Raw genomic sequence first — 21414 nt, 5'->3', positions numbered from 1 at the left:
AGGGTGTAAGTTATGAGTCTTCTCGGTCGTTTAAACGATGATATGAAACAAGCGATGAAGAATAAACAAAAAGAAAAATTAACCGTTATTCGTATGGTTAAGGCTGCTTTACAAAATGAAGGTATTAAACTGCAACATACTCTTACTGAAGAAGAGGAAGTAACAGTTTTAGCTCGTGAAGTAAAACAGTATAAGGACTCCCTCCTTGAATTTAAAAAAGCTGGTCGTGAAGACCTTGTTAATAAACTGCAAAGTGAAATTCAGATTTTAAGCGCATATTTGCCAGAGCAATTAACTGAAGAAGAACTAGTTGATGTAATCAAGCAAGTTATTTCTGAAGTTGGTGCGACTTCTAAAGCAGATATGGGTAAGGTGATGACTGCTGTTATGCCGAAAGTAAAAGGTAAAACAGACGGATCACTTGTGAATAAGTTGGTTATCCAGCTATTAGCATAAAAAAACGTCTCATTTCGTATGAGACGTTTTTTTATTGTTCTTATTAAGGAAAAACGCTATATTGCTTAAAAAGCGTTTCTGTAAGTGATAGAAACGCCTCTGGTATGTAAAAAAAGTAACGGCCTTAGTTATGATTAATCCCACCATAAAAAAAGCTTTTTCGTTTTCTTAATTTCTTCGACTAACTCCTCAATGCTTTCTGTTCCTTGTTCCACTATATCTGGACAAAATTCATACATTTCTTGCGCGAAAGATTGCATTTCTTCGTCTGTAGGTAACGCGCTAAAAATGGCATCAACCCAGTCATGATCTGCACCGATTATGATAAAAGGATAGCGATCATTCCATTTTCTTAGTTTAAAAATAACATCTATATTGCTAACTTCGTAATTAACGCCATTTGTTTGTTGGATTGTAAGGATATCAAATTGGCCATTTCCTTGTGTAATTGCAATTCTACACTCACTCTTACTTCCTTGACTAAAACTTCTTTCGCAAATAAAAGCTAAGTATCCAAGCTTCTGAACCTCAGATTGAAGTTTTATAACTTGCTGTTCAGCATAATCCTCAAAGGTAACGAAAGAGACTCCGGCTATTTTAGATTTTGAATCAGTTGCATAAAAGGGCTGGATGCTGCTGTTAGTAGCTTGTTTTATAACATTCAAAATTTCTTGACTAAATCCAATTTCCTTTCGTATTTCTTCGCTTATTAATTCATTTTTTTGTTTTTTAATGAATCCTAATATTTTTTTGAAATTCATATAACAACCACCTATAAAATATTCTTACTTACACCGCAAAATTCAGAGTGGAGCAATTTCCTTTTTCGGATTTTATCTCATTTGTCTAATGAATGACAACTACTTATTCTATGGTCAGTATGTCACGTCCAGAACGAATTGTAACAGGTTTTTTCAAGTTTCCAACTTCTTGCTAGGCTCAATTTCTTAATTTAACTTGTACTGATATCCCCTGAGGGTGCATATTCTTGTATTAATACTTCTATTATTATGGGTAACATTCTCTGATCCATCATTGTCCTGATAAATATGATTTCATATAGCGACTGTTTTAATTAACATGAGATGAACTCTTACAGAATATAGTTATGTTAGTGAAGTCGTTATAACACGATAGGCACTTGTGAAGAAATACATATATATGGGATGAGGAGGGGGTCTTTCGAGATGAAGAAATTAGAACAAATGAAAAATTGGTTAACAAAACAAGTAGACCTACCAGTGGATGTATTAATGGATCTGCCTCGGATTACTCTTGTTGGGCAAATACATATTTATATAGAAAATCATCGGGGGCTATTAGTGTTTTCAGATAAAGAAGTGCGATTGCTTTTAAAACATGGTCAATTACTAATTAAAGGACAATCCTTTGTTATTAAAACGATTCTTCCAGAAGAGCTTTTACTCGAAGGGATAATTGAGCAAGTAACATTTTTAGAAAATGAAAAAAAAGGTGATTGAAGTGAAACTTCCATTTGTGAAGTTTTTCTTCTTTATCCTGTAAAAGTTTTGTTGATAGAGACCGATTACAGTTTTAATTTGTTTCATTTTAGTACGAGCTATTTTAATGCTTCAAATAAAAAGTAGTATATCTACTTTTAGAAAGGCAGTGAAGGTGGTAAATGAAAAATAAATGGTTTATAAAGTGGCTTGGATATGTAAAAGTGCGGATTGAAGGTAGAGGAGCGGAACGGTTTGTTAATGAATGTGTACGGAGGAATTTGTTAGTTTGGGATGTTAAGAAAATAGCTGATGAAACGTTAGTTTTTTGTATGTTGTTACGCGATGTGAAAAAAATAAAACCAATTTATAGAAAAAATGAATGTAAATTATATTTTATTGGACGTTATGGTTTTCCTTTTTGGAATAAGCGTTTAATTAAAAATAGTGGATTTTTAATTGGGTTTTTAATTTTCTTTTTTGGCGTGATTGCAATGTCAAATATGGTTTGGAAAATTGAAATTACAGGAGCAAAACCCGAAACAGAATATATATTGATGAAAGAATTGGATAAAATGGGTATTAAAAAAGGGAAACTACAATTTCAAATGCCGAATGTAGAAGATGTACAACGCCATTTGACAGATAATATTAATGCCATTACTTGGGCGGGACTAGAAGTAAGAGGAACGACGTATCATTTTAAAATTGTTGAAAAAAACGAACCAAAAAAAGAAAAGGAACAAAGGCCGCAAAATTTAGTAGCAAAAAAAGAAGCGATTATTACAAAAACGTTTGTAGAAGTTGGAAAGCCGGTTGTACTGAAGAATGATCATGTAGAAAAAGGGCAGATTCTCGTATCGGGAATATATGGTAATGAGGAAAGTCCGACGATTGTTTCAGCGAAAGGTATTGTGTATGGCGAAACGTGGTATACATCTAAGGTAGATGTTCCGCTAAAGACGCAATTCCAAGTGTATACTGGTAATGTATACAATGAACATTTTCTTAAATTCGGGGATACGAAAATAAAAATATGGGGATTTCAGCATGATAAGTATAAACGCTCTCGTACTGAAAGTGTAAAGCATGATGTGAAATTATTTGGTTTTACACTGCCGATTGCATATGAAAAAGATGTTGTGAGAGAAGAGGAAGAAGCGAATCGAGAATATACAGAAAAGCAAGCGCTGAAAGTAGCGAAGGAGATGGCCGAAAAAGAACTAAAGAAAAAATTGGATGAACATGCTATGATTGTAAGTGATAAGATTTTGAGTAAAGAGGTTGAGGCGGATCAACTAAAAGTCACATTGCATTATACTGTGGTTGAAAATATTGCAGAGCCACAACCAATATCCGAATCCGATATTCAAGGAGACTGAGTAATGGCAGAACAATTAGTAGAAATGAACCAACAATTGGAAAATACTAACGAAGCAATCGCTCTTTTTGGAGTCAATGATGCACATTTAAAAGTAATTGAACGAGAACTGAATGTATCGATCGTAACTAGAGGAGAAACTGTTCATGTATCTGGAGCAGTTGAAACGGTGACACTCGTAGAAAAAATCTTACAGCAATTACTTGTTGTAATTCGTAAAAGTATATCAATTTCAGAGAGAGATGTTGCGTATGCAATTCAGCTCGCGCAACAAGGGAAAATTGCTCAATTTGAAGAGTTATATGAAGAAGAAATTTTCAAGACTGCAAAAGGTAAATCCATTCGTGTAAAAACAATGGGGCAAAGAAGATATATTCATGCGATGAAGAAGAATGATATTGTCTTTGGGATAGGGCCTGCAGGAACTGGAAAAACATACTTAGCTGTAGTAATGGCTGTGAGAGCTTTAAAACAAGGATATGTAAAGAAAATTATTTTAACAAGACCTGCTGTAGAAGCTGGAGAAAATTTAGGTTTTTTACCAGGGGATTTGAAAGAGAAGGTAGATCCATACTTACGTCCATTATATGATGCCTTACATGATATTCTTGGACAAGAATATACGCAGCGTATGATGGAGCGAGGAGTAATTGAAATAGCTCCGCTTGCTTATATGAGGGGGCGTACGCTTGATGATTCATTTGTTATTTTAGATGAGGCTCAAAATACAACGGGTGCTCAAATAAAAATGTTTTTAACAAGATTAGGTTTTAGCTCTAAAATGGTTATTACAGGGGACCCTTCACAAGTAGACTTGCCAAAAGGGGTAAAATCAGGGCTATCTATAGCTGCTAATATTTTATCTGGTGTATCAGGTCTGTCATTTATTACATTAGAACAAACGGACGTTGTGAGACATCCATTGGTGCAACGTATTATTGAGGCATATGATAAAATGGAATGATCCTATTTGTCAGGATCATTTCTTTTTGTATGATAAGGTTGGCGAACGTCATATTTTTTACTATCATGAAAGATAAGGAAAATAAACTATAGGTACTGGTGTGTAAAATGTTGCCTCAAAGTATCGTTGGGTAGAAGAAATGAAAGCTATAAATAGTTTCACTTTATTTCTGGAGAGGAGAAGGTATTGAAATCATGTCAAGATCTCAAGAAATTTCTAAGTGGTTTCGTAATTTACAACATTCGAAAAAACTAAGTTGGATTTCTTACGTTGTGTTAGGAGCAGTGCTGTTTTTTGCGCTTATGAATAATGTAAAACCAGAACAATTAGATGTTAATATGTATTCTATTGCGAAAAAGACAATCCATTCTCCTATAAAAATTGAAGATAAAGTTACAACGGATAAAAAGAAAAAAGAAGCCGCTACAAAAGTTGAAGATCAATATACATATAAAAGTGAGTATAAACAAAACAAAGTTGATATTGTGAATGACGTCTTTGCTAAAGTGGATGAAGTGGTGCAAGAGATTAAAGCTGTTGGACCGGATGATCAAAAAAAGATGACTGATGCTGAGAAAGTGGATAAGTTAAAAAAGAAACTACCCGCTGACTTAACGAAAGAATTATCTGATTCAAACTTACTAAATTTGATTAATGCAGATTCGAGCCAATTAGTATTAGCGAAAGATGCTGCGGTCACAGCGATTAATAGTATCATGACTGAGCATATTAAAATGGACGAATTGAAAGATGCGAAAGAACGATATGTAAGTGAGATGAATAGTGTTAATGTTGATAATGGTTTAAAAGAGTCAATTAAGGCGCTAGGAAGATATGCAATTTCAGCGAACTATTTTTATGACCCGATCTTAACGAAAGAGAAGAGAAAAGCAGAGGAAGATTTAGTTCCACCTGTTTATATTCTTCAAGGACAAGTTCTTGTTAGAGAAGGTGAAACGATTTCAAGTGATGTGTATAATCAGTTGAAATTAGTTGGTTTGTTAGAAAAAGGGAACGGCTTTCAACCTTATGTTGGATTAGCGGTACTCATTGGTGTATTACTATACTTTATGCATAAACAATTTGAATTATTTTTAAAGAGAAAAAGAGAAGATAGACCGTATGTTTTAGCGTATATTACAATTTTGTCTATCACAATCGTCTTAATGAAAATCATTAGTTTGTTTCAAAAACTTGAATACGCAGGGATTGCATATGTTGTCCCAGTTGCGATGGGAACAATACTTGTAAAACTAATGATTGGTGATCGATTTGTCTTTTTAACGAGTATGATTTTTTCTGTATGCGGAAGTATTATGTTTAATGAAGGAGTAACGAGTACATTAAATTATAGTGTAGGGATTTACGTATTGTTAAGTTCATTATCGGTTAGTATTTTCTTGCGAGAAAAAAATCGTCGTACAATGATTTTACAAGCTGGTATACTCGTTTCTGTATTAAATGTAGTCGTATTAGCGGCGCTCTTATTATTACGTAATGGGAATTTTTCGCCTCTTGAAATTGGTACGCAATTATTAATGGCTTCACTTTCAGGGATTATATCATCCGTTTTGGCTATGGGGATTTTACCATATTTAGAAAGTGGACTTGGAATCGTATCAAGTATGAAGCTTATGGAACTATCAAGTCCAAATCATCCGCTTTTACGCAGAATTTTGTTAGAAGCGCCAGGGACATATCATCATAGTGTAATGGTAGCGAATCTTTCTGAGGCTGCTTGTGAAGCAGTTGGGGCAAATGGTGTATTAGCGCGTGTAGGGGCATATTATCATGATGTAGGAAAAACAGTACAACCGCAATTCTTTATTGAAAACCAAATGGGAATTGAAAATCCGCATGATAAATTAGATCCTGTAACGAGTAAAGATATTATAATTGCTCACGTAACGGATGGAGTAAGAATGCTCGAAGAATATCATATTCCACAAGAAATTATTGATATCGCTGGGCAACATCACGGTACAACGTTACTGAAATATTTTTATTATAAAGCTATTAAAGAAGATAAAGAAAAATATACAGAAGAGATGTTCCGTTATCCAGGTTCAAAAGCAACTTCGAAAGAATCGGCAATTGTTGGTATTGCTGATAGTGTAGAAGCTGCGGTACGTTCTATGAATCACCCAACGCCAGAACAAATTAATAATTTGGTGCAAAGTATTATTAAAGATCGACTGCAAGACGGTCAATTTAGTGAATGTGATTTGACGTTTAAGGAACTACAAATCGTTGGGAAAACGTTGTGTGAAACGTTAAATGGTATTTTCCATTCGCGTATTACATATCCGGAACCTCCGGAAGAAGAGGAGAAAGAATGAGTTTGTTAATTGATTTTATTGATGAAACAGAAGAAGTAAAAGAAGAGTATATGAGTTTAATTCGTGAAGTGTTAGAAAAAGCAGCTCAAATGGAAAATATCGAGGATGGTGCGGAGGTATCGGTGACATTTGTAGATAATGAGCGCATTAGAGAAATTAATCGTGATTACCGAGATAAAGATCAACCTACAGATGTAATATCCTTTGCCATGGAAGAGATGGGAGAAGGAGAAATGGAGATTGTTGGTGCAGAGATGCCGCGCATGTTAGGGGATCTTATTATCTCTATTCCAAGGGCGAAAGAGCAAGCTGAAGAGTACGGACATTCTTTCGATCGTGAACTTGGATTTTTGGCGTTACATGGCTTTTTACATTTACTTGGTTATGATCACATGACAGAAGAAGATGAAAATGAAATGTTCGGAAGACAAAAAGAAATTTTAGAAGCTTTTGGATTAGGACGATGAAAAAAGGAAAACTTATAGATAGTTTTGGATATGCTATAGCTGGTATATTCTTTTGTTTTCGTCATGAACGAAATATGAAAATCCATTATTTAGCCGCAGTCATTGTTATATGCTGCGGCTTTTATTTCCATATTACGAAAATAGAGTGGATGATATTACTTATTGTAATAGGGAGTGTAATGAGTTTAGAGATGGTAAATACGGCTGTGGAAAAAACGGTAGATTTAGCGACTGCCGATATTCATCCGTTTGCAAAAATTGCAAAGGATGTTGCGGCAGGAGCGGTTTTATTGTTTGCAATTATAGCTGTTATAATTGGTGCTATTATCTTTTTACCGTATATGGTATAGTTGCATTCCGAAGCTTTTATTAAGCTTTGGAAGTGCTGTAAGGGCCTTTAATGAGAGAGTGTATCTCTTCATAGCTGTGAACAGGAAGGATGCGGGAATATGAATAGTAAACAATTAATTCTAGAAGCAATCGAAGCGCGTAAACAAGCGTACGTACCATATTCTAAATTTCAAGTAGGTGCAGCATTATTAACGCGCGGTGGAAAAGTATATCGTGGGTGTAATGTTGAGAATGCATCATATGGCTTATGTAATTGTGCTGAAAGAACAGCTTTATTTAAGGCGGTTTCTGAAGGAGATAAAGAATTTGTAGCCATTGCGGTTGTAGCAGATACAAAGCGCCCAGTACCTCCTTGTGGAGCATGTCGACAAGTTATGGTAGAATTATGTAAACAGGATACGAAAGTATACTTATCAAACTTACATGGTGACGTTCAAGAGACGACAGTCGGAGAATTGTTACCAGGAGCATTTTTAGCGGAGGATTTACATGAATAGAAAAGGTTATAAATCAGGTTTTGTCTCTATTATTGGCAGACCGAATGTTGGAAAATCTACATTTTTAAACCGTATTATCGGCCAGAAAATTGCTATTATGAGTGATAAGCCACAAACGACTCGTAATAAAATTCAAGGTGTATATACAGAAAATGATGCACAAGTTATTTTCATTGATACACCAGGAATACATAAACCTAAACATAAATTAGGCGACTTCATGGTAAAGATGGCGCAAACGACATTAAAAGAAGTTGATATTGTTCTGTTTATGGTTAATGCAGTTGAAGGATTTGGTCGTGGTGAGGAATTCATCATTGAGAAATTAAAAGAAACGAAACAACCAGTATTTTTAGTCATTAATAAAATTGACCAACTTCATCCAGAGCAATTACTAGAGTTAATTGATCAATATCGTAAACTACATGAATTTGCAGAGATTGTACCAATTTCTGCGTTAGACGGTAATAATGTGGACGCTTTAATTGGAACAATTAAAAAGTATTTACCAGAAGGACCACAATACTATCCAGAGAATCAAGTAACGGATCATCCGGAGAGATTTATTATTGCAGAGCTTATTCGTGAGAAAGTACTACATTTAACACGTGAAGAAGTGCCGCATTCTGTGGCTGTTGTTATCGATGCGATTCAAAAGCGTGAGGGCGGGGCAGTTTATATAAATGCAACGATTGTTGTTGAACGTGCATCACAAAAAGGAATCATCATCGGAAAACAAGGGAAAATGTTAAAAGAAGTTGGTAAGCGAGCTCGTTTTGATATTGAAGCGCTACTTGGTTCTAAAGTATTTTTAGAAGTATGGGTAAAAGTGCAAAAAGATTGGCGTAATAAAATGTCTCAGCTTCGTGACCTAGGTTTCCGCGAGGATGAGTACTAAAATAGAGTAAAGTTGTAATCAGTGGATGGTTGGTTCATCCACTGATTATTGGTTTTTATGAACTTTGATAAATTAGGAAAAATTTTTCTCACATGAAAATGGACAAAATGGGTCAATTTAATAACAACAAAGGAAATTGGTTTATAGGCTACGCTTATTGAGAAAGGTGGATTCTTATGCTAGATTTTACCTGGAAGTTTTTCTCCAAAACAGGAAGCATTGAAACGTACTTGCTTTTGAAAGAAATGGAAAAAGACGTAAACGATGAGATGGATCAACATGAAGAGGAGCTAGCGCATCTAGACTCTCCAATTTCTTGACCCGTTTTGTTCAAACCTTGGATGGTGACGAACATGTTTCAAAAAGTTGAGGGCATCGTTATCCGTACGACAGATTACGGAGAAACGAACAAGATTGTTACAATATTCTCAAGAGAACTTGGTAAGGTAAGTGCAATGGCAAGAGGGGCAAAAAAACCGAAAAGCCGATTAGCATCTGTGTCGCAATTAATGACACATGGCCATTTTCTTATTCAAATGGGATCTGGGCTTGGAACATTGCAACAAGGCGAGATTATTTCAACTATGAAAGAAATTCGCGAGGATATATTTTTAACTGCTTATGCATCATTTATTGTTGAGTTAACTGATAAAGCAACAGAAGATAAAAAACATAATCCGTATTTATTTGAAATGTTATATCAAACGTTGCATTATATGTGTGAGGGTGTTGATCCAGAAGTATTATCATTAATTTATCAAACGAAAATGCTTCCGGTATTAGGGATGCGCCCGTACTTTGATACATGTGCGATTTGTCATCAAGAAACAGACTTTGTCGCCTTCTCCGTAAGGGAAGGCGGTTTTCTGTGCTCACGTCATGCAGAGCAAGACCCATATCGTATACCGGTAGGAGAAGCTGTTCATAAATTATTACGTCTTTTCTTCCATTTCGATTTACATAGGCTCGGAAATGTATCGGTAAAGGATAGCACAAAAAAACAAATGCGTTTAGTATTGAATACATATTATGATGAATATTGCGGAATTTATTTGAAATCAAGACGTTTTTTAGAACAACTTGATAAGTTTCAAATATAATTTTGGGCCGTATACGGTCCTTTTTACATACTTTCTTTTTCGAATAGCATATTTAGTATATAATATTTAAGAGATAGTATAACTTTTTTCGTTGTGCATTAAAGGTGGTGATTATCATAGAGCTGAATAAACGGCAAGAACATATCATTCAGATTGTAAAAGATCACGGTCCTATTACAGGGGAATCAATTGCAGCGCAATTGGGTCTAACACGTGCGACGCTAAGACCAGACTTAGCAATTTTAACGATGGCTGGTTATTTAGAAGCACGTCCACGCGTAGGTTATTTTTATACGGGTAAAACTGGGGGGCAGCTATTATCTGAAGCTGTTAAGAAAATTAAAGTACAAGATTATCAATCTAGACCGGTTGTAATTGATAAAAATGTTTCCGTATACGATGCAATTTGTACGATGTTTTTAGAGGATGTTGGTACATTGTTCGTTGTAGATCAGATGACTCTATTAGTTGGTGTTGTGTCTCGTAAAGATTTATTAAGAGCGAGCTTAGGAAAGCAGGATTTAACCTCTCTTCCGGTTAATATTATCATGACAAGGATGCCAAACATTGCGATGTGTCGTAGAGAGGATTCTTTATATGATATTGCGATGGAATTAATAGAAAGACAGATTGATGCAATGCCAGTTGTAAAAGATACGAAACAAGGTTTAGAAGTGATTGGGCGAATTACAAAGACAAATATTACACGTGCGTTTGTAAATTTAGTAAATAACGAATAAGTGTAATTTGTTTAAAGTGAGGTAATGTAATGGATAATAAAATCGTATATGTCGTATCTGACTCTGTAGGGGAAACGGCTGATTTGGTTGTTCGAGCAGCAATGGGGCAATTCCCGTTTGCTCCTGATATTAGACGTGTACCGTATGTAGAAGATACAGGGACATTAAAAGAAGTGATTTCGATTGCTAAGAGTAATCAAGCACTTATATGTTTTACGTTAGTTAAGCCTGATATGCGCCAGTATTTAGTAACAGAGGCTGCAAAAGAAGGGGTAGAGGCATACGATATTATCGGCCCTCTTATTGATCAAATTGAAGAAATTACGGGGCAAGTGCCGAGATATGAGCCAGGTGTTGTCCGTAGGTTAGATGAAGAATACTTTAAAAAGATTGAAGCGATTGAGTTTGCTGTGAAGTATGATGACGGCAGAGATGCACGAGGTATTTTAAAAGCAGATATCGTGTTGATTGGTGTTTCGCGTACATCAAAAACACCACTTTCCCAATATTTAGCTCATAACAAACGCTTGAAAGTTGCGAATGTACCACTCGTGCCAGAAGTTGACCCACCTGAAGAACTATATCAAGTGGCAAAAGAAAAATGTTTCGGTTTGAAAATTACGCCAGATAAGTTAAATCATATTCGAAAAGAACGATTAAAATCACTTGGATTAAGTGATGGAGCAACATATGCAAATATTAATCGTATTCAAGAAGAAATTGATCACTTTGAGGAAGTAATTAGTAAAATAAATTGCCAAGTAATCGATGTATCGAATAAAGCGATTGAAGAAACAGCAAATATTATTGTGAATGCAGTGCAAAACCAAAAAATGTTTTAGCACATTTACCAAAGGTGAATGTGCTTTTTTCGCTCGTGTGAAATATGATACCTATGGATTTTGTAATAGATTGTAGTGTAATGGTTATACTTATACTCCTTTGTCTTTTAGTATATTCAAGGTGTGAGTTTGTCATCCTGAAATGTAAGCTGAAAAAATAAAGGGATATGTAGCGTAGTTGAAGAAAATATATTATAATAAAAAATTGTGATAAAAACCTATATTTTACGTTTAGACTTTAATTTTTCAGAATAAACTAGGGATAGGATTTACGAAAAAGACATGTAATTACGTTAAATCGACAAAATCTATACAAGAAAACGCACATTATGGAAGGATTCACAGAAGGGATGTAGAATACAGAAATATGCAAAACATCAACAACATATTAGTTGGTGTAGATGTATATCCCGTGAAGGCTGAAATTGTGCAAGTTGGAGCGGAATTTCATGTCGGAATTTTGTTTGTCGCATCATATGCTCATCCTTTAAGGAAATAGCAAGGCAATTGGATCATTGTAGATACTGAACAAAATGGAGTTGATTGTTATATGGATCAACATGAAAAAGTTACAGATCTCAAGATCAAACAGTATATGTGGCTTGCTACTCTTCTTGTAAAAAGGTGTATATGTATTGTTTCTAAGAGATACATTTGTAACAGATGAGCAAATGTATACAATTTTATATAGCAAGTATGTATATGCGATTTATGCAGATAAAGGACCTATAGGGAAGGTTCAAAATCGTTTATACAATGTAATCGGCAACACTTTCTAACAAGTTTAGAAAAATATTGTCGAATTATAAAGGAATTTTTTAATTTATATCGAATACAAAATACGACACGGAGATGGAGTTATGGGGAACAGAATTCCCGAAGAAGTTGTTGAACAGATTCGGACATCATCCGATATTGTAGAAGTCATTGGTGAATACGTTCAACTTAGAAAACAGGGGCGTAACTATTTCGGCCTTTGTCCATTTCATGGTGAGAATTCTCCTTCATTCTCTGTTTCATCTGATAAGCAAATTTTTCATTGCTTCGGATGTGGAGAAGGTGGAAATGTATTTTCCTTTCTAATGAAAATGGAAGGACTGGCTTTTACCGAGGCTGTTCAAAAGCTAGGCGAAAGAAATGGAATTGCGGTTGCAGAGTACACATCAGGACAAGGACAACAAGAAGACATATCTGATGACACTGTCATCATGCAACAAGCTCATGAATTATTGAAAAAGTATTATCATCATTTATTAGTAAATACGGAAGAGGGAAATGAAGCACTTTCATATTTATTAAACCGTGGTATTACGAAAGAGATGATTGAGAAGTTTGAAATTGGTTATGCATCACCTGCTTGGGATGCAGCGACGAAAATTTTACAAAAAAGAGGTTTATCGCTGTCTAGTATGGAACAAGCTGGCCTTCTAATAAGAAGTGAGAAGGATGGTAGTCATTACGATCGCTTCCGTGGAAGAGTTATGTTCCCGATCTATACGTTACAAGGTAAGGTGATAGCGTTTAGTGGAAGGGCGTTAGGGGATGACACTCCGAAATATTTAAATAGCCCTGAAACACCGATTTTTCACAAAAGTAAATTGTTGTATAACTTCCACCAAGCAAGACCGTTTATTAGAAAGCGTGGGCAAGTGGTTCTTTTTGAAGGATATGCCGATGTACTAGCTGCGGTAAAAAGTGGTGTGGAAGAAGCTGTTGCGACAATGGGAACAGCTTTAACTGAAGAACAAGCAAAACTTCTGCGACGTAACGTTGAAACTGTTGTTCTTTGCTATGATGGTGATAAAGCAGGGCGAGAAGCGACGATGAAAGCAGGGCAATTATTGCTAAAAGTTGGTTGCCAAGTGAAAGTCACATCCTTGCCAGATAAGCTTGATCCTGATGAATATGTGCAACAATATGGGACTACCGCTTTTGAAAATCTTGTGAAATCAAGTGTGAGTTTTGTTGGTTTTAAAATAAATTATTTGCGTTTAGGGAAAAATTTGCAAGATGAGTCTGGCAAAGAAGAATATGTGAAAAGTGTTTTAAAAGAGTTATCGTTGTTACAAGATGCGATGCAGGCAGAGTCATATTTGAAGTCATTATCGCAAGAATTTTCGTATTCAATGGAAACACTTTTGAATCAATTGCACCAATATCGCAAAGAACAAAAGGTACAGCAAAAACAAATAAAGCAGGTTGCTAAACCGTCTCAAGTCGTTCAAACAAAACCGAAGTTAACAGGTTTTGAAAGAGCGGAAAGAGAAATTATTTACCATATGTTGCAAAGTGCAGAAGTAGCTGTTCGTATGGAATCCCATATAGAAGATTTTCATACAGAAGAACATAAAGGGATTTTATATGAACTATACGCATATTATGAAAAGGGAAATGAACCTTCAGTCGGAACATTTTTAAGTTGGCTCTCTGATGAAAAGTTGAAAAATATTATCACTGATATTTCGACGGATGAATTTATTAATCCAGAATACACAGAAGAAGTGTTGCAAGGCCATTTGGAGACGCTTAGACGGCATCAGGAAAAACTTGAAAAGATGGAGATCATCTTTAAAGTGAAACAAATGGAAAAAACAGATCCTGTAGAGGCTGCTAAATATTATGTAGCATATTTACAAAATCAAAAAGCGAGAAAATAGCTTTTTTGATAAAGTTTTAGTATAATGAATGTTTGTATCTCGCGTAAGGAGGGGAACAGATGGCTGACAAACCAGCTCGTTCTAAACAAATTGAAACTGAAATGACCCTTGAGCAAGTGAAAGAACAACTCACTGAGCTCGGAAAAAAACGTGGCGTTCTTACATATGAAGAGATTGCAGAACGCATGAATGGATTTGAAATTGAATCCGATCAAATGGATGAATACTATGAATATTTAGGTGAACAAGGCATTGACTTAGTTGGTGATAATGACAACGAAGAAGGCCCTAATAATCGCCAAATTACAAAAACAGAAGAAGAGTTTGACCTCAATGATTTAAGTGTACCACCTGGGGTTAAAATCAACGATCCTGTTCGTATGTATTTAAAAGAAATTGGTCGTGTAGACTTACTATCTGCAGAAGAAGAAATTCGACTTGCAACGCGTATTGAAGAAGGCGATGAAGAAGCGAAACGTCGTCTTGCAGAAGCAAACTTACGTCTTGTAGTAAGTATTGCAAAGCGCTACGTAGGCCGTGGTATGCTTTTCTTAGACTTAATTCAAGAAGGTAATATGGGTCTAATTAAAGCTGTTGAAAAGTTCGATTATCGTAAAGGTTTCAAATTTAGTACGTATGCAACTTGGTGGATTCGCCAAGCTATTACACGTGCGATTGCGGACCAAGCGCGAACAATTCGTATTCCAGTTCATATGGTTGAAACGATTAATAAGTTAATTCGTGTACAACGTCAATTATTACAAGATTTAGGTCGCGAACCGTCTCCTGAAGAGATTGGTGAAGAAATGGATCTTGCTCCAGAAAAAGTACGTGAAATCTTAAAAATTGCACAGGAGCCAGTTTCTCTTGAAACACCAATTGGTGAAGAAGATGACTCCCATTTAGGTGACTTTATTGAAGACCAAGAAGCAACATCGCCTGCGGACCATGCAGCCTATGAATTGCTAAAAGAACAATTAGAAGATGTGTTAGATACACTAACAGATCGTGAAGAAAATGTTCTGCGTCTTCGTTTCGGTTTAGATGATGGACGAACTCGTACGCTTGAAGAAGTTGGGAAAGTATTCGGCGTAACGAGAGAGCGTATCCGTCAAATTGAAGCAAAAGCACTTCGCAAATTAAGACATCCAAGTCGTAGTAAGCGTCTTAAGGATTTCTTAGAATAGGTTATTTTTTAAGTTTACTTCACCTTTGTGAAGTAAACTTTTTTATTTTGTTAATTTTTGTTAAAATTTAGCTATCGGCAACGATTACAATTTCTTGTAATTTATTTTACAGAATTGTCTTTTGATTTGCAAATGCTCATTTTTCGATTTTTCGATTAATTTTGTTTATTCTATACAAAAATATATGTAGAAAAGCGAAAAATATGATGAGAAACGTTAATAATTATCGAAATAATAAGCTATATGACAATAAAAAACAATAAACTGAATTTATGGAATATTTTTAACAAGTAGTAGTTTTCTCTTTTCTGATAGAGCGTTTTCAAGTACAATGGAAATGACTGAATCATCTAACTATTTAGGGGTATAGAGGGGGGAGAAGAGATATGAAACGTAATCCGCTGATTCCGTTCGCTCTTATTGCAGCATTGGGTATTATCGTTATGTTTGTATTTTCATTTCAGGGGCTAAATAAATCTAAAGAGTTAGCTGATGCAAAAAATGGCGGGAAGCCAGCACAAACAGCATCAAAACCAGAGGATATTGTGAAGCAAAGCTGTACGAGCTGCCACGGTGATCAGTTACAAGGGGCAGTAGGACCTAACTTACAAAAAATTGGTGGGAAACTTTCAAAGGATGAAATTAAAGAAATTCTTTCGAAAGGAAAGGGCAATATGCCTGCTAATATAGTTCCAGCTGATCAAGCCACTAAAGTAGCTGATTGGTTATCGAAGAAAAAATAAAGTTCCGTATGACAAGTCTTTTGCTTATGCAAAGGGCTTGTTTTTCTATATTTTCTAAAATACGATGAATGATAGAGAAGTGAATTGTTGTTATAGGCTTGCAACAACTACTATAAATTCATTATCATGGAGACAGACTGACAAGAGAAGGAGTAATGGAAATACATGAATGAAGTAAAGCTTTCAAAACGATTAGAAGAAGTTGTGCGTGAAATACCGGTAGGATCTACAGTTGCTGATATTGGATCGGATCATGCGTATTTACCGTGTTATACAATTATAAATAATATTGCTACAAAAGCAGTTGCTGGAGAGGTTGTAGATGGACCGTTTCGCTCTGCACAAGCAACTGTAGCTGAAAGTGGCTTGCAAGATAAAGTAGATGTGCGTAAAGGGAATGGATTAGCTGTTATAGCGCCAGGAGAAGTAGATGTAATTACGGTTGCTGGAATGGGCGGAGCGTTAATTCGTGACATTTTAGAAAGTGGTAAAGAAAAATTAGAAGGTGTAACACGTTTAATTTTACAGCCGAATATTGCAGCACATCATATTCGTGAATGGTTTGTTGAAAATGGTTGGGAGCTTATCCATGAAAAAATCGTAAAAGAAGATGGGAAAATTTATGAGATTTTAGTAGGAGAGCGAGGAAATGTCGAAGCACCTTACTCGGAAAATAAACAAGCGGGATTGTTTATGGGGCCATTTTTAATAAAAGAAAAAAGTGAAGCTTTCGTTGAAAAATGGGAAGGGGAATTGAAAAACTTCCAAAATATTTTAAAACAGTTAGAACGTGCGGCTAATTCTGAAGAAACAAAAGCGAAACGTGCAGAAGTAGAAGCGAAAATGAAAATGATAGGGGAGATTTTATCATGAGTAAAATTCCAAACGGCCATGAAATTATTTCTTTATTTGAAAGTATGTATCCGAAGCATCTGGCGATGGAAGGAGATAAAATTGGTCTGCAGATTGGAGCGCTTAATAAATCTGTACAACACGTATTAATTGCATTAGATGTAACGGAGGAAGTTGTGGAGGAAGCGATTCAATTAGGGGCGAATGTCATTATCGCGCATCATCCTTTAATTTTTAATCCGTTAAAAGCGATTCATACAGATAAAGCGTACGGAAGAATTATTGAAACGTGTATTAAAAATGATATTGCCATTTATGCAGCGCATACAAATGTGGATGTTGCCAAGGGCGGGGTAAATGATTTACTTGCTGAGGCGTTAGGGTTGCAAAATACAGAAGTTTTGGCACCGACATATGCAGAAGAAATGAAAAAAGTTGTTGTGTTTGTGCCAGTAACTCATGCAGAGGAAGTACGAAAAGCATTAGGAGACGCAGGTGCTGGTCATATCGGCAATTATAGCCACTGTACGTTTAGTAGCGAGGGTACAGGTACGTTTGTACCTCAAGAGGGGACAAATCCTTATGTAGGGGAAACTGGACAGTTAGAGCGCGTAGAAGAAGTGCGGATCGAAACGATTATTCCAGTTTCACTACAACGAAAAGTGATTAAAGCAATGGTAACGGCACATCCATATGAAGAAGTAGCGTATGATGTGTATCCACTTGATAACAAAGGCGAAACATTAGGGCTTGGGAAAATAGGATACTTAAAAGAAGAAATGACACTTGGACAGTTTGCAGAACATGTAAAGCAATCATTAGATGTAAAGGGTGCACGAGTTGTTGGGAAATTAGATGATAAAGTGCGCAAAGTAGCTGTACTTGGTGGTGATGGTAACAAATACATCAATCAAGCTAAATTTAAAGGAGCAGATGTATATGTAACAGGTGACATGTATTATCATGTTGCTCATGATGCGATGATGCTCGGTTTAAATATAGTTGACCCAGGACATAACGTTGAAAAAGTAATGAAGCAAGGTGTGCAAAAGCAATTACAAGAAAAAGTGGATGCAAAGAAACTCAATGTACACATTCATGCTTCGCAATTACATACAGATCCATTTACATTTGTATAAGAAAAATAAAAACCGTTGCTCATATAGGCAACGGTTTTTATTATTGTTCTTTTTTCACTTTTACACGAGGTAATATTTTTTGTAACGGTACTTTTCGAACTCTCTCCCATGTAGCGGGATTCATTGGGTCATATTGATCTAAGAAAGCGATAACTTCTTTTGTAATTGGAGTTGGAGTAGAAGCACCTGCTGTAACAGCTACGTTTTCTACACCTTGTAGCCACTCTAATTTAATCTCACTTACGTCTGCAACGCGGTATGCTTTCGTACCAGCAATTTCTTGTGACACTTGTGCTAAACGGTTTGAGTTGTTACTTTTCGGATCACCGACAACAATTGTTAAGTCTGCAACATCAGCTTGTTTAGCGACAGCTTCTTGGCGAACTTGAGTTGCTAAACAAATTTCTTTATGGAATTCTGCTGTTGGGAATTTTTTTTGAATGTCCTCCATTAAATGTTGAACATCCCATTGACTCATCGTTGTTTGATTCGTTACTAAAATTTTATCTGTTGGGATTTCTAATGTTTTTAAATCATCGGCTTTTTCGATAAGGTGAACGATGTCAGGTGCAATACCAACTGCGCCTTCTGGCTCTGGATGATTTTTTTTACCGATATAAATGACATGATACCCTTCCGCTTTCTTAGCTTCGATAAGGTCATGTGTCTTGGTAACATCTGGACAAGTGGCATCGATTGTTGTTAAACCTTTTTCTTTTGCGCGTTGTTTAACTTCTGGAGAAACACCGTGTGCAGTGAAAATAACAGTACCAGAATCAATTTTATCTAAAATTTCTAAGCGACTTGGACCGTCTAATGTGATGATTCCATCTTCTTCAAAAGCGTCTGTAACATGTTTATTGTGAACAATCATACCTAAAATATAAATGGGTCTCGGCAATGATTTATCTAATGCGGCGTTACGTGCAATTACCATTGCATCGACAACACCGTAGCAATAACCACGAGGGGAAATTTTAACAATTTTCATATGAGTAATCCTCTCCTTCTAAACAAGGGATACTTTTGTGCATAGTCTTTTACATTATAAAGGAGGAGTGGATAGAAAACAAAGGATTGTTACACATATAGTTTTGGTTTTGTTGCTGTTTTTTGAACAGGCTCCTCTCGTAATTCTTTTTCTATGACTGGCTCAATCACTATTTTTTTTCTTTTTCTTTTTTTTTGTGGAGGAGGCGGAGTTGCTACCTCAACCTTTTCTGTTATGTCTTCAGCCTGATTTTTAGTTGAATCTTCTTCCGTACTTTTTCCAGAGGTGAGGATTTTAACAATGCTTGGTAGGTTACGCATAATAGGGCCGTACTGTTCGACGACAGGGCTTACAGATTGAACGACTTGGGATACTTTTTCTATATTGTTTATCATATTAGTTGGATTCGAAATTAAATTCGCAAAAAAACTGCCGATGCCGCTACTGGATGCTGCTGTAGTTGTTGCACCGCCGCGCGTTTCGTTTGATTCGTACATTTGAGGGGGAATCATTTGCTCTGGATGCTGCTGCATGTATGGTTGATATTGCTGTGAGTACTGCTGTGGGTATTGCTGTTGATATTGGGGTTGATATTGTTGCCGATATTGAGGTGGCGGTTGCTGGTGCTGGTGCATCATTGGTGGCGGTCCTTCCATTTGTCGATAAGGCGGAACCATTTGCATGTAAGGTTCGGTTGGATCGTGTTTTTTAAAGAGTTTAGCAAGGAACCCTTTCTTTTTTTGTGCCATCGGTGGTAGTTGTGGAATTGGATATGGTGTATAAGGTTGCTGCCCTTGATTTGGATACATTTGTCTTGTGGGGGATTTTGGAAACATGTGAGAAATCCTCCTTTCTTCAGTTAGGTATATACACATACAATATGCAATAAGGGGGAAGAAGGTTAGTTTTTGAAGGGAAAACCTAAACTAAAGATGGATTTTACTTGTAGATTTCGATATAATGTAGACTTGACTGATTTGTGCGCGCAGTAGAAATTTAGAAAGAAGGTGTAACTTATGACACAACAAACTTTTACACAGTATGATTTTAAACCATTTTTAATAGATGCAGTTCGTGAACTACGCTTTACAGAGCCGACAGGAATTCAGCAGAAAATTTTCCCGGTCGTGAAAAAAGGTGTAAGTGTAATTGGACAATCCCAAACAGGTTCTGGGAAAACACATGCATACTTACTTCCTACATTGAACAGAATTAATGCAAGCCGTGAAGAAGTACAACTTGTTATTACAGCACCTACTCGTGAGTTAGCACAACAAATTTACGAAGAGATTGTGAAATTAACAAAATTCTGTGCGGAAGATCAAATGATTACAGCGCGTTGTTTAATTGGTGGAACTGATAAACAACGTTCAATTGAAAAGTTGAAAAAACAACCTCATATCGTAGTCGGGACACCAGGACGTATTAAAGACTTAGTAGAAGAACAAGCATTATTTGTTCATAAAGCAAATACGATTATTGTCGATGAAGCTGACTTAATGCTTGATATGGGATTCATTCACGATGTAGATAAAATTGCAGCACGCATGCCTAAAAACTTGCAAATGCTAGTTTTCTCTGCAACAATTCCTCAAAAACTAAAACCGTTTCTGAAGAAATATATGGAGAATCCAGAGCATATTCATATCAATCCAAAACAAGTTGCAGCTGGAAACATTGAACACTATTTAGTGCCTTCTAAACATCGTAATAAAATTGATTTAGTGAATAAAATGCTACTTCAATTTAAACCGTATTTAGCAGTTGTTTTCACGAATACGAAAAAAATGGCAGATCAAGTTGCTGATGGATTAATGGAACGCGGCTTAAAAGTTGGACGAATTCACGGGGATTTATCACCACGTGATCGTAAAAAAATGATGAAACAAATTCGTGACCTTGAATTCCAATATATTGTTGCGACTGATTTAGCAGCACGTGGTATTGATATTGAAGGAATTAGCCATGTTATTAACTATGAACTACCATCAGATTTAGATTTCTTCGTTCACCGCGTTGGAAGAACAGCACGTGCGGGGCATTCTGGTATTGCAGTGACGATTTATGATCCAGCAAACGAAGAAGCATTAGATAGCTTAGAAAAACAACGTCATATCGAGTTTAAACATGTAGATTTACGCGGAGATGAGTGGGCGGATTTAGGTGAGCGTCGTCGTCGTAAGAGCCGTAAAAAACCAAATGACGAACTTGATGTTATGGCAACGAAAGTTATTAAAAAACCGAAAAAAGTAAAACCAAACTATAAACGTAAACTTGCAACAGAACGTGACAAAGTGAAGAGAAAATATAGCAATAAAAAAAGATAAGGGGTTTCCCTTATCTTTTTTTA

General features: G+C 36.0%; 23 protein-coding genes. 20 read left to right on the top strand and 3 right to left on the bottom strand.

Features of this window, described 5'->3' with window-relative positions:
• Window positions 1–12: 12 nt before the first annotated feature.
• Window positions 13–456 (top strand): GatB/YqeY domain-containing protein, encoded by a 444-nt coding sequence (locus tag ACS2FK_RS03205; protein ID WP_000054582.1) that lies wholly within the window; start codon window positions 13–15, stop codon window positions 454–456.
• Window positions 457–590: 134 nt separating this feature from the next.
• Here the strand turns inward: ACS2FK_RS03205 and ACS2FK_RS03200 are convergent, their stop codons facing one another.
• Window positions 591–1217 carry a DUF4253 domain-containing protein gene (locus tag ACS2FK_RS03200; protein ID WP_001009613.1) on the bottom strand — a complete coding sequence of 209 codons (627 nt, stop codon included), beginning with the start codon at window positions 1215–1217 and terminating at the stop codon, window positions 591–593.
• Window positions 1218–1643: 426 nt separating this feature from the next.
• On the opposite strand from ACS2FK_RS03200, the gene yqfC reads away from it, so the two are divergent.
• The 18 genes from yqfC (at window position 1644) to ACS2FK_RS03110 (ending at window position 18073) form a co-directional block, all read left to right on the top strand.
• On the top strand, window positions 1644–1937 hold the full coding sequence (gene yqfC, locus ACS2FK_RS03195) for a sporulation protein YqfC (protein WP_000732269.1): 294 nt from the start codon (window positions 1644–1646) through the stop codon (window positions 1935–1937).
• A 161-nt stretch (window positions 1938–2098) separates the two neighbouring features.
• A complete protein-coding gene (yqfD, locus tag ACS2FK_RS03190; RefSeq protein WP_000792498.1) occupies window positions 2099–3298 on the top strand; it encodes a sporulation protein YqfD in 1200 nt (399 codons plus the stop codon).
• Between the two features lie 3 nt (window positions 3299–3301).
• Window positions 3302–4261 (top strand): PhoH family protein, encoded by a 960-nt coding sequence (locus tag ACS2FK_RS03185; protein ID WP_000840520.1) that lies wholly within the window; start codon window positions 3302–3304, stop codon window positions 4259–4261.
• 194 nt (window positions 4262–4455) lie between these two features.
• On the top strand, window positions 4456–6600 hold the full coding sequence (locus tag ACS2FK_RS03180) for an HD family phosphohydrolase (protein WP_063548656.1): 2145 nt from the start codon (window positions 4456–4458) through the stop codon (window positions 6598–6600).
• A complete protein-coding gene (gene ybeY, locus ACS2FK_RS03175; protein ID WP_000054685.1) occupies window positions 6597–7067 on the top strand; it encodes an rRNA maturation RNase YbeY in 471 nt (156 codons plus the stop codon). Before ACS2FK_RS03180 ends, ybeY begins: the two co-directional genes overlap by 4 nt.
• Window positions 7064–7417, top strand: a complete 354-nt coding sequence (locus tag ACS2FK_RS03170; protein WP_000715464.1) for a diacylglycerol kinase family protein — start codon at window positions 7064–7066, stop codon at window positions 7415–7417. The genes ybeY and ACS2FK_RS03170 overlap by 4 nt, the downstream gene beginning before the upstream one ends.
• Before the next feature lie 99 nt (window positions 7418–7516).
• A complete protein-coding gene (locus ACS2FK_RS03165; protein ID WP_001086285.1) occupies window positions 7517–7915 on the top strand; it encodes a cytidine deaminase in 399 nt (132 codons plus the stop codon).
• Complete coding sequence (gene era / locus ACS2FK_RS03160) at window positions 7908–8813, top strand: GTPase Era (protein WP_001080230.1); 906 nt, start codon at window positions 7908–7910, stop codon at window positions 8811–8813. Before ACS2FK_RS03165 ends, era begins: the two co-directional genes overlap by 8 nt.
• Before the next feature lie 176 nt (window positions 8814–8989).
• Window positions 8990–9133, top strand: a complete 144-nt coding sequence (locus ACS2FK_RS03155) for a YqzL family protein (RefSeq protein ID WP_000883924.1) — start codon at window positions 8990–8992, stop codon at window positions 9131–9133.
• A 33-nt stretch (window positions 9134–9166) separates the two neighbouring features.
• A complete protein-coding gene (gene recO, locus ACS2FK_RS03150; protein ID WP_000487009.1) occupies window positions 9167–9913 on the top strand; it encodes a DNA repair protein RecO in 747 nt (248 codons plus the stop codon).
• A gap of 107 nt (window positions 9914–10020) precedes the next feature.
• Window positions 10021–10653, top strand: a complete 633-nt coding sequence (locus ACS2FK_RS03145; protein WP_000583756.1) for a helix-turn-helix transcriptional regulator — start codon at window positions 10021–10023, stop codon at window positions 10651–10653.
• A gap of 29 nt (window positions 10654–10682) precedes the next feature.
• Window positions 10683–11495, top strand: coding sequence for a pyruvate, water dikinase regulatory protein (locus ACS2FK_RS03140; protein ID WP_000368944.1), 813 nt, complete (start codon window positions 10683–10685; stop codon window positions 11493–11495).
• Between the two features lie 635 nt (window positions 11496–12130).
• Window positions 12131–12274 carry a hypothetical protein gene (locus tag ACS2FK_RS03135; protein ID WP_000479733.1) on the top strand — a complete coding sequence of 48 codons (144 nt, stop codon included), beginning with the start codon at window positions 12131–12133 and terminating at the stop codon, window positions 12272–12274.
• 81 nt (window positions 12275–12355) lie between these two features.
• Window positions 12356–14152, top strand: coding sequence for a DNA primase (dnaG, locus tag ACS2FK_RS03130; RefSeq protein ID WP_000528221.1), 1797 nt, complete (start codon window positions 12356–12358; stop codon window positions 14150–14152).
• A 59-nt stretch (window positions 14153–14211) separates the two neighbouring features.
• On the top strand, window positions 14212–15339 hold the full coding sequence (rpoD, locus tag ACS2FK_RS03125) for an RNA polymerase sigma factor RpoD (RefSeq protein ID WP_000764066.1): 1128 nt from the start codon (window positions 14212–14214) through the stop codon (window positions 15337–15339).
• A 386-nt stretch (window positions 15340–15725) separates the two neighbouring features.
• The gene (gene cccA, locus ACS2FK_RS03120) at window positions 15726–16082 is read left to right on the top strand and encodes a cytochrome c550 (RefSeq protein ID WP_000828142.1); all 357 of its coding nucleotides are present in this window, start codon (window positions 15726–15728) and stop codon (window positions 16080–16082) included.
• A 165-nt stretch (window positions 16083–16247) separates the two neighbouring features.
• Window positions 16248–16955, top strand: a complete 708-nt coding sequence (locus ACS2FK_RS03115; protein WP_001006547.1) for a tRNA (adenine(22)-N(1))-methyltransferase — start codon at window positions 16248–16250, stop codon at window positions 16953–16955.
• Complete coding sequence (locus ACS2FK_RS03110) at window positions 16952–18073, top strand: Nif3-like dinuclear metal center hexameric protein (RefSeq protein WP_000036248.1); 1122 nt, start codon at window positions 16952–16954, stop codon at window positions 18071–18073. The genes ACS2FK_RS03115 and ACS2FK_RS03110 overlap by 4 nt, the downstream gene beginning before the upstream one ends.
• Window positions 18074–18113: 40 nt before the next feature.
• On the opposite strand, the gene ACS2FK_RS03105 is transcribed toward ACS2FK_RS03110, so the two are convergent.
• Window positions 18114–19064, bottom strand: coding sequence for a 4-hydroxy-3-methylbut-2-enyl diphosphate reductase (locus ACS2FK_RS03105; RefSeq protein WP_000706657.1), 951 nt, complete (start codon window positions 19062–19064; stop codon window positions 18114–18116).
• An 89-nt stretch (window positions 19065–19153) separates the two neighbouring features.
• Window positions 19154–19900, bottom strand: coding sequence for a VrrA/YqfQ family protein (gene vrrA / locus ACS2FK_RS03100; RefSeq protein ID WP_000484179.1), 747 nt, complete (start codon window positions 19898–19900; stop codon window positions 19154–19156).
• A gap of 180 nt (window positions 19901–20080) precedes the next feature.
• Between vrrA and ACS2FK_RS03095 the strand changes: the two genes are divergently transcribed.
• Complete coding sequence (locus ACS2FK_RS03095; protein ID WP_000194023.1) at window positions 20081–21391, top strand: DEAD/DEAH box helicase; 1311 nt, start codon at window positions 20081–20083, stop codon at window positions 21389–21391.
• The last annotated feature ends 23 nt before the right edge of the window (window positions 21392–21414 follow it).

The sequence above is a fragment of the Bacillus cereus group sp. BceL220 genome (assembly GCF_051776965.1).
Taxonomy (GTDB): domain Bacteria; phylum Bacillota; class Bacilli; order Bacillales; family Bacillaceae_G; genus Bacillus_A; species Bacillus_A cereus.
Note: the sequence above shows the minus strand (reverse complement) of the source record. Positions and strands in the feature narration are given on the sequence as shown.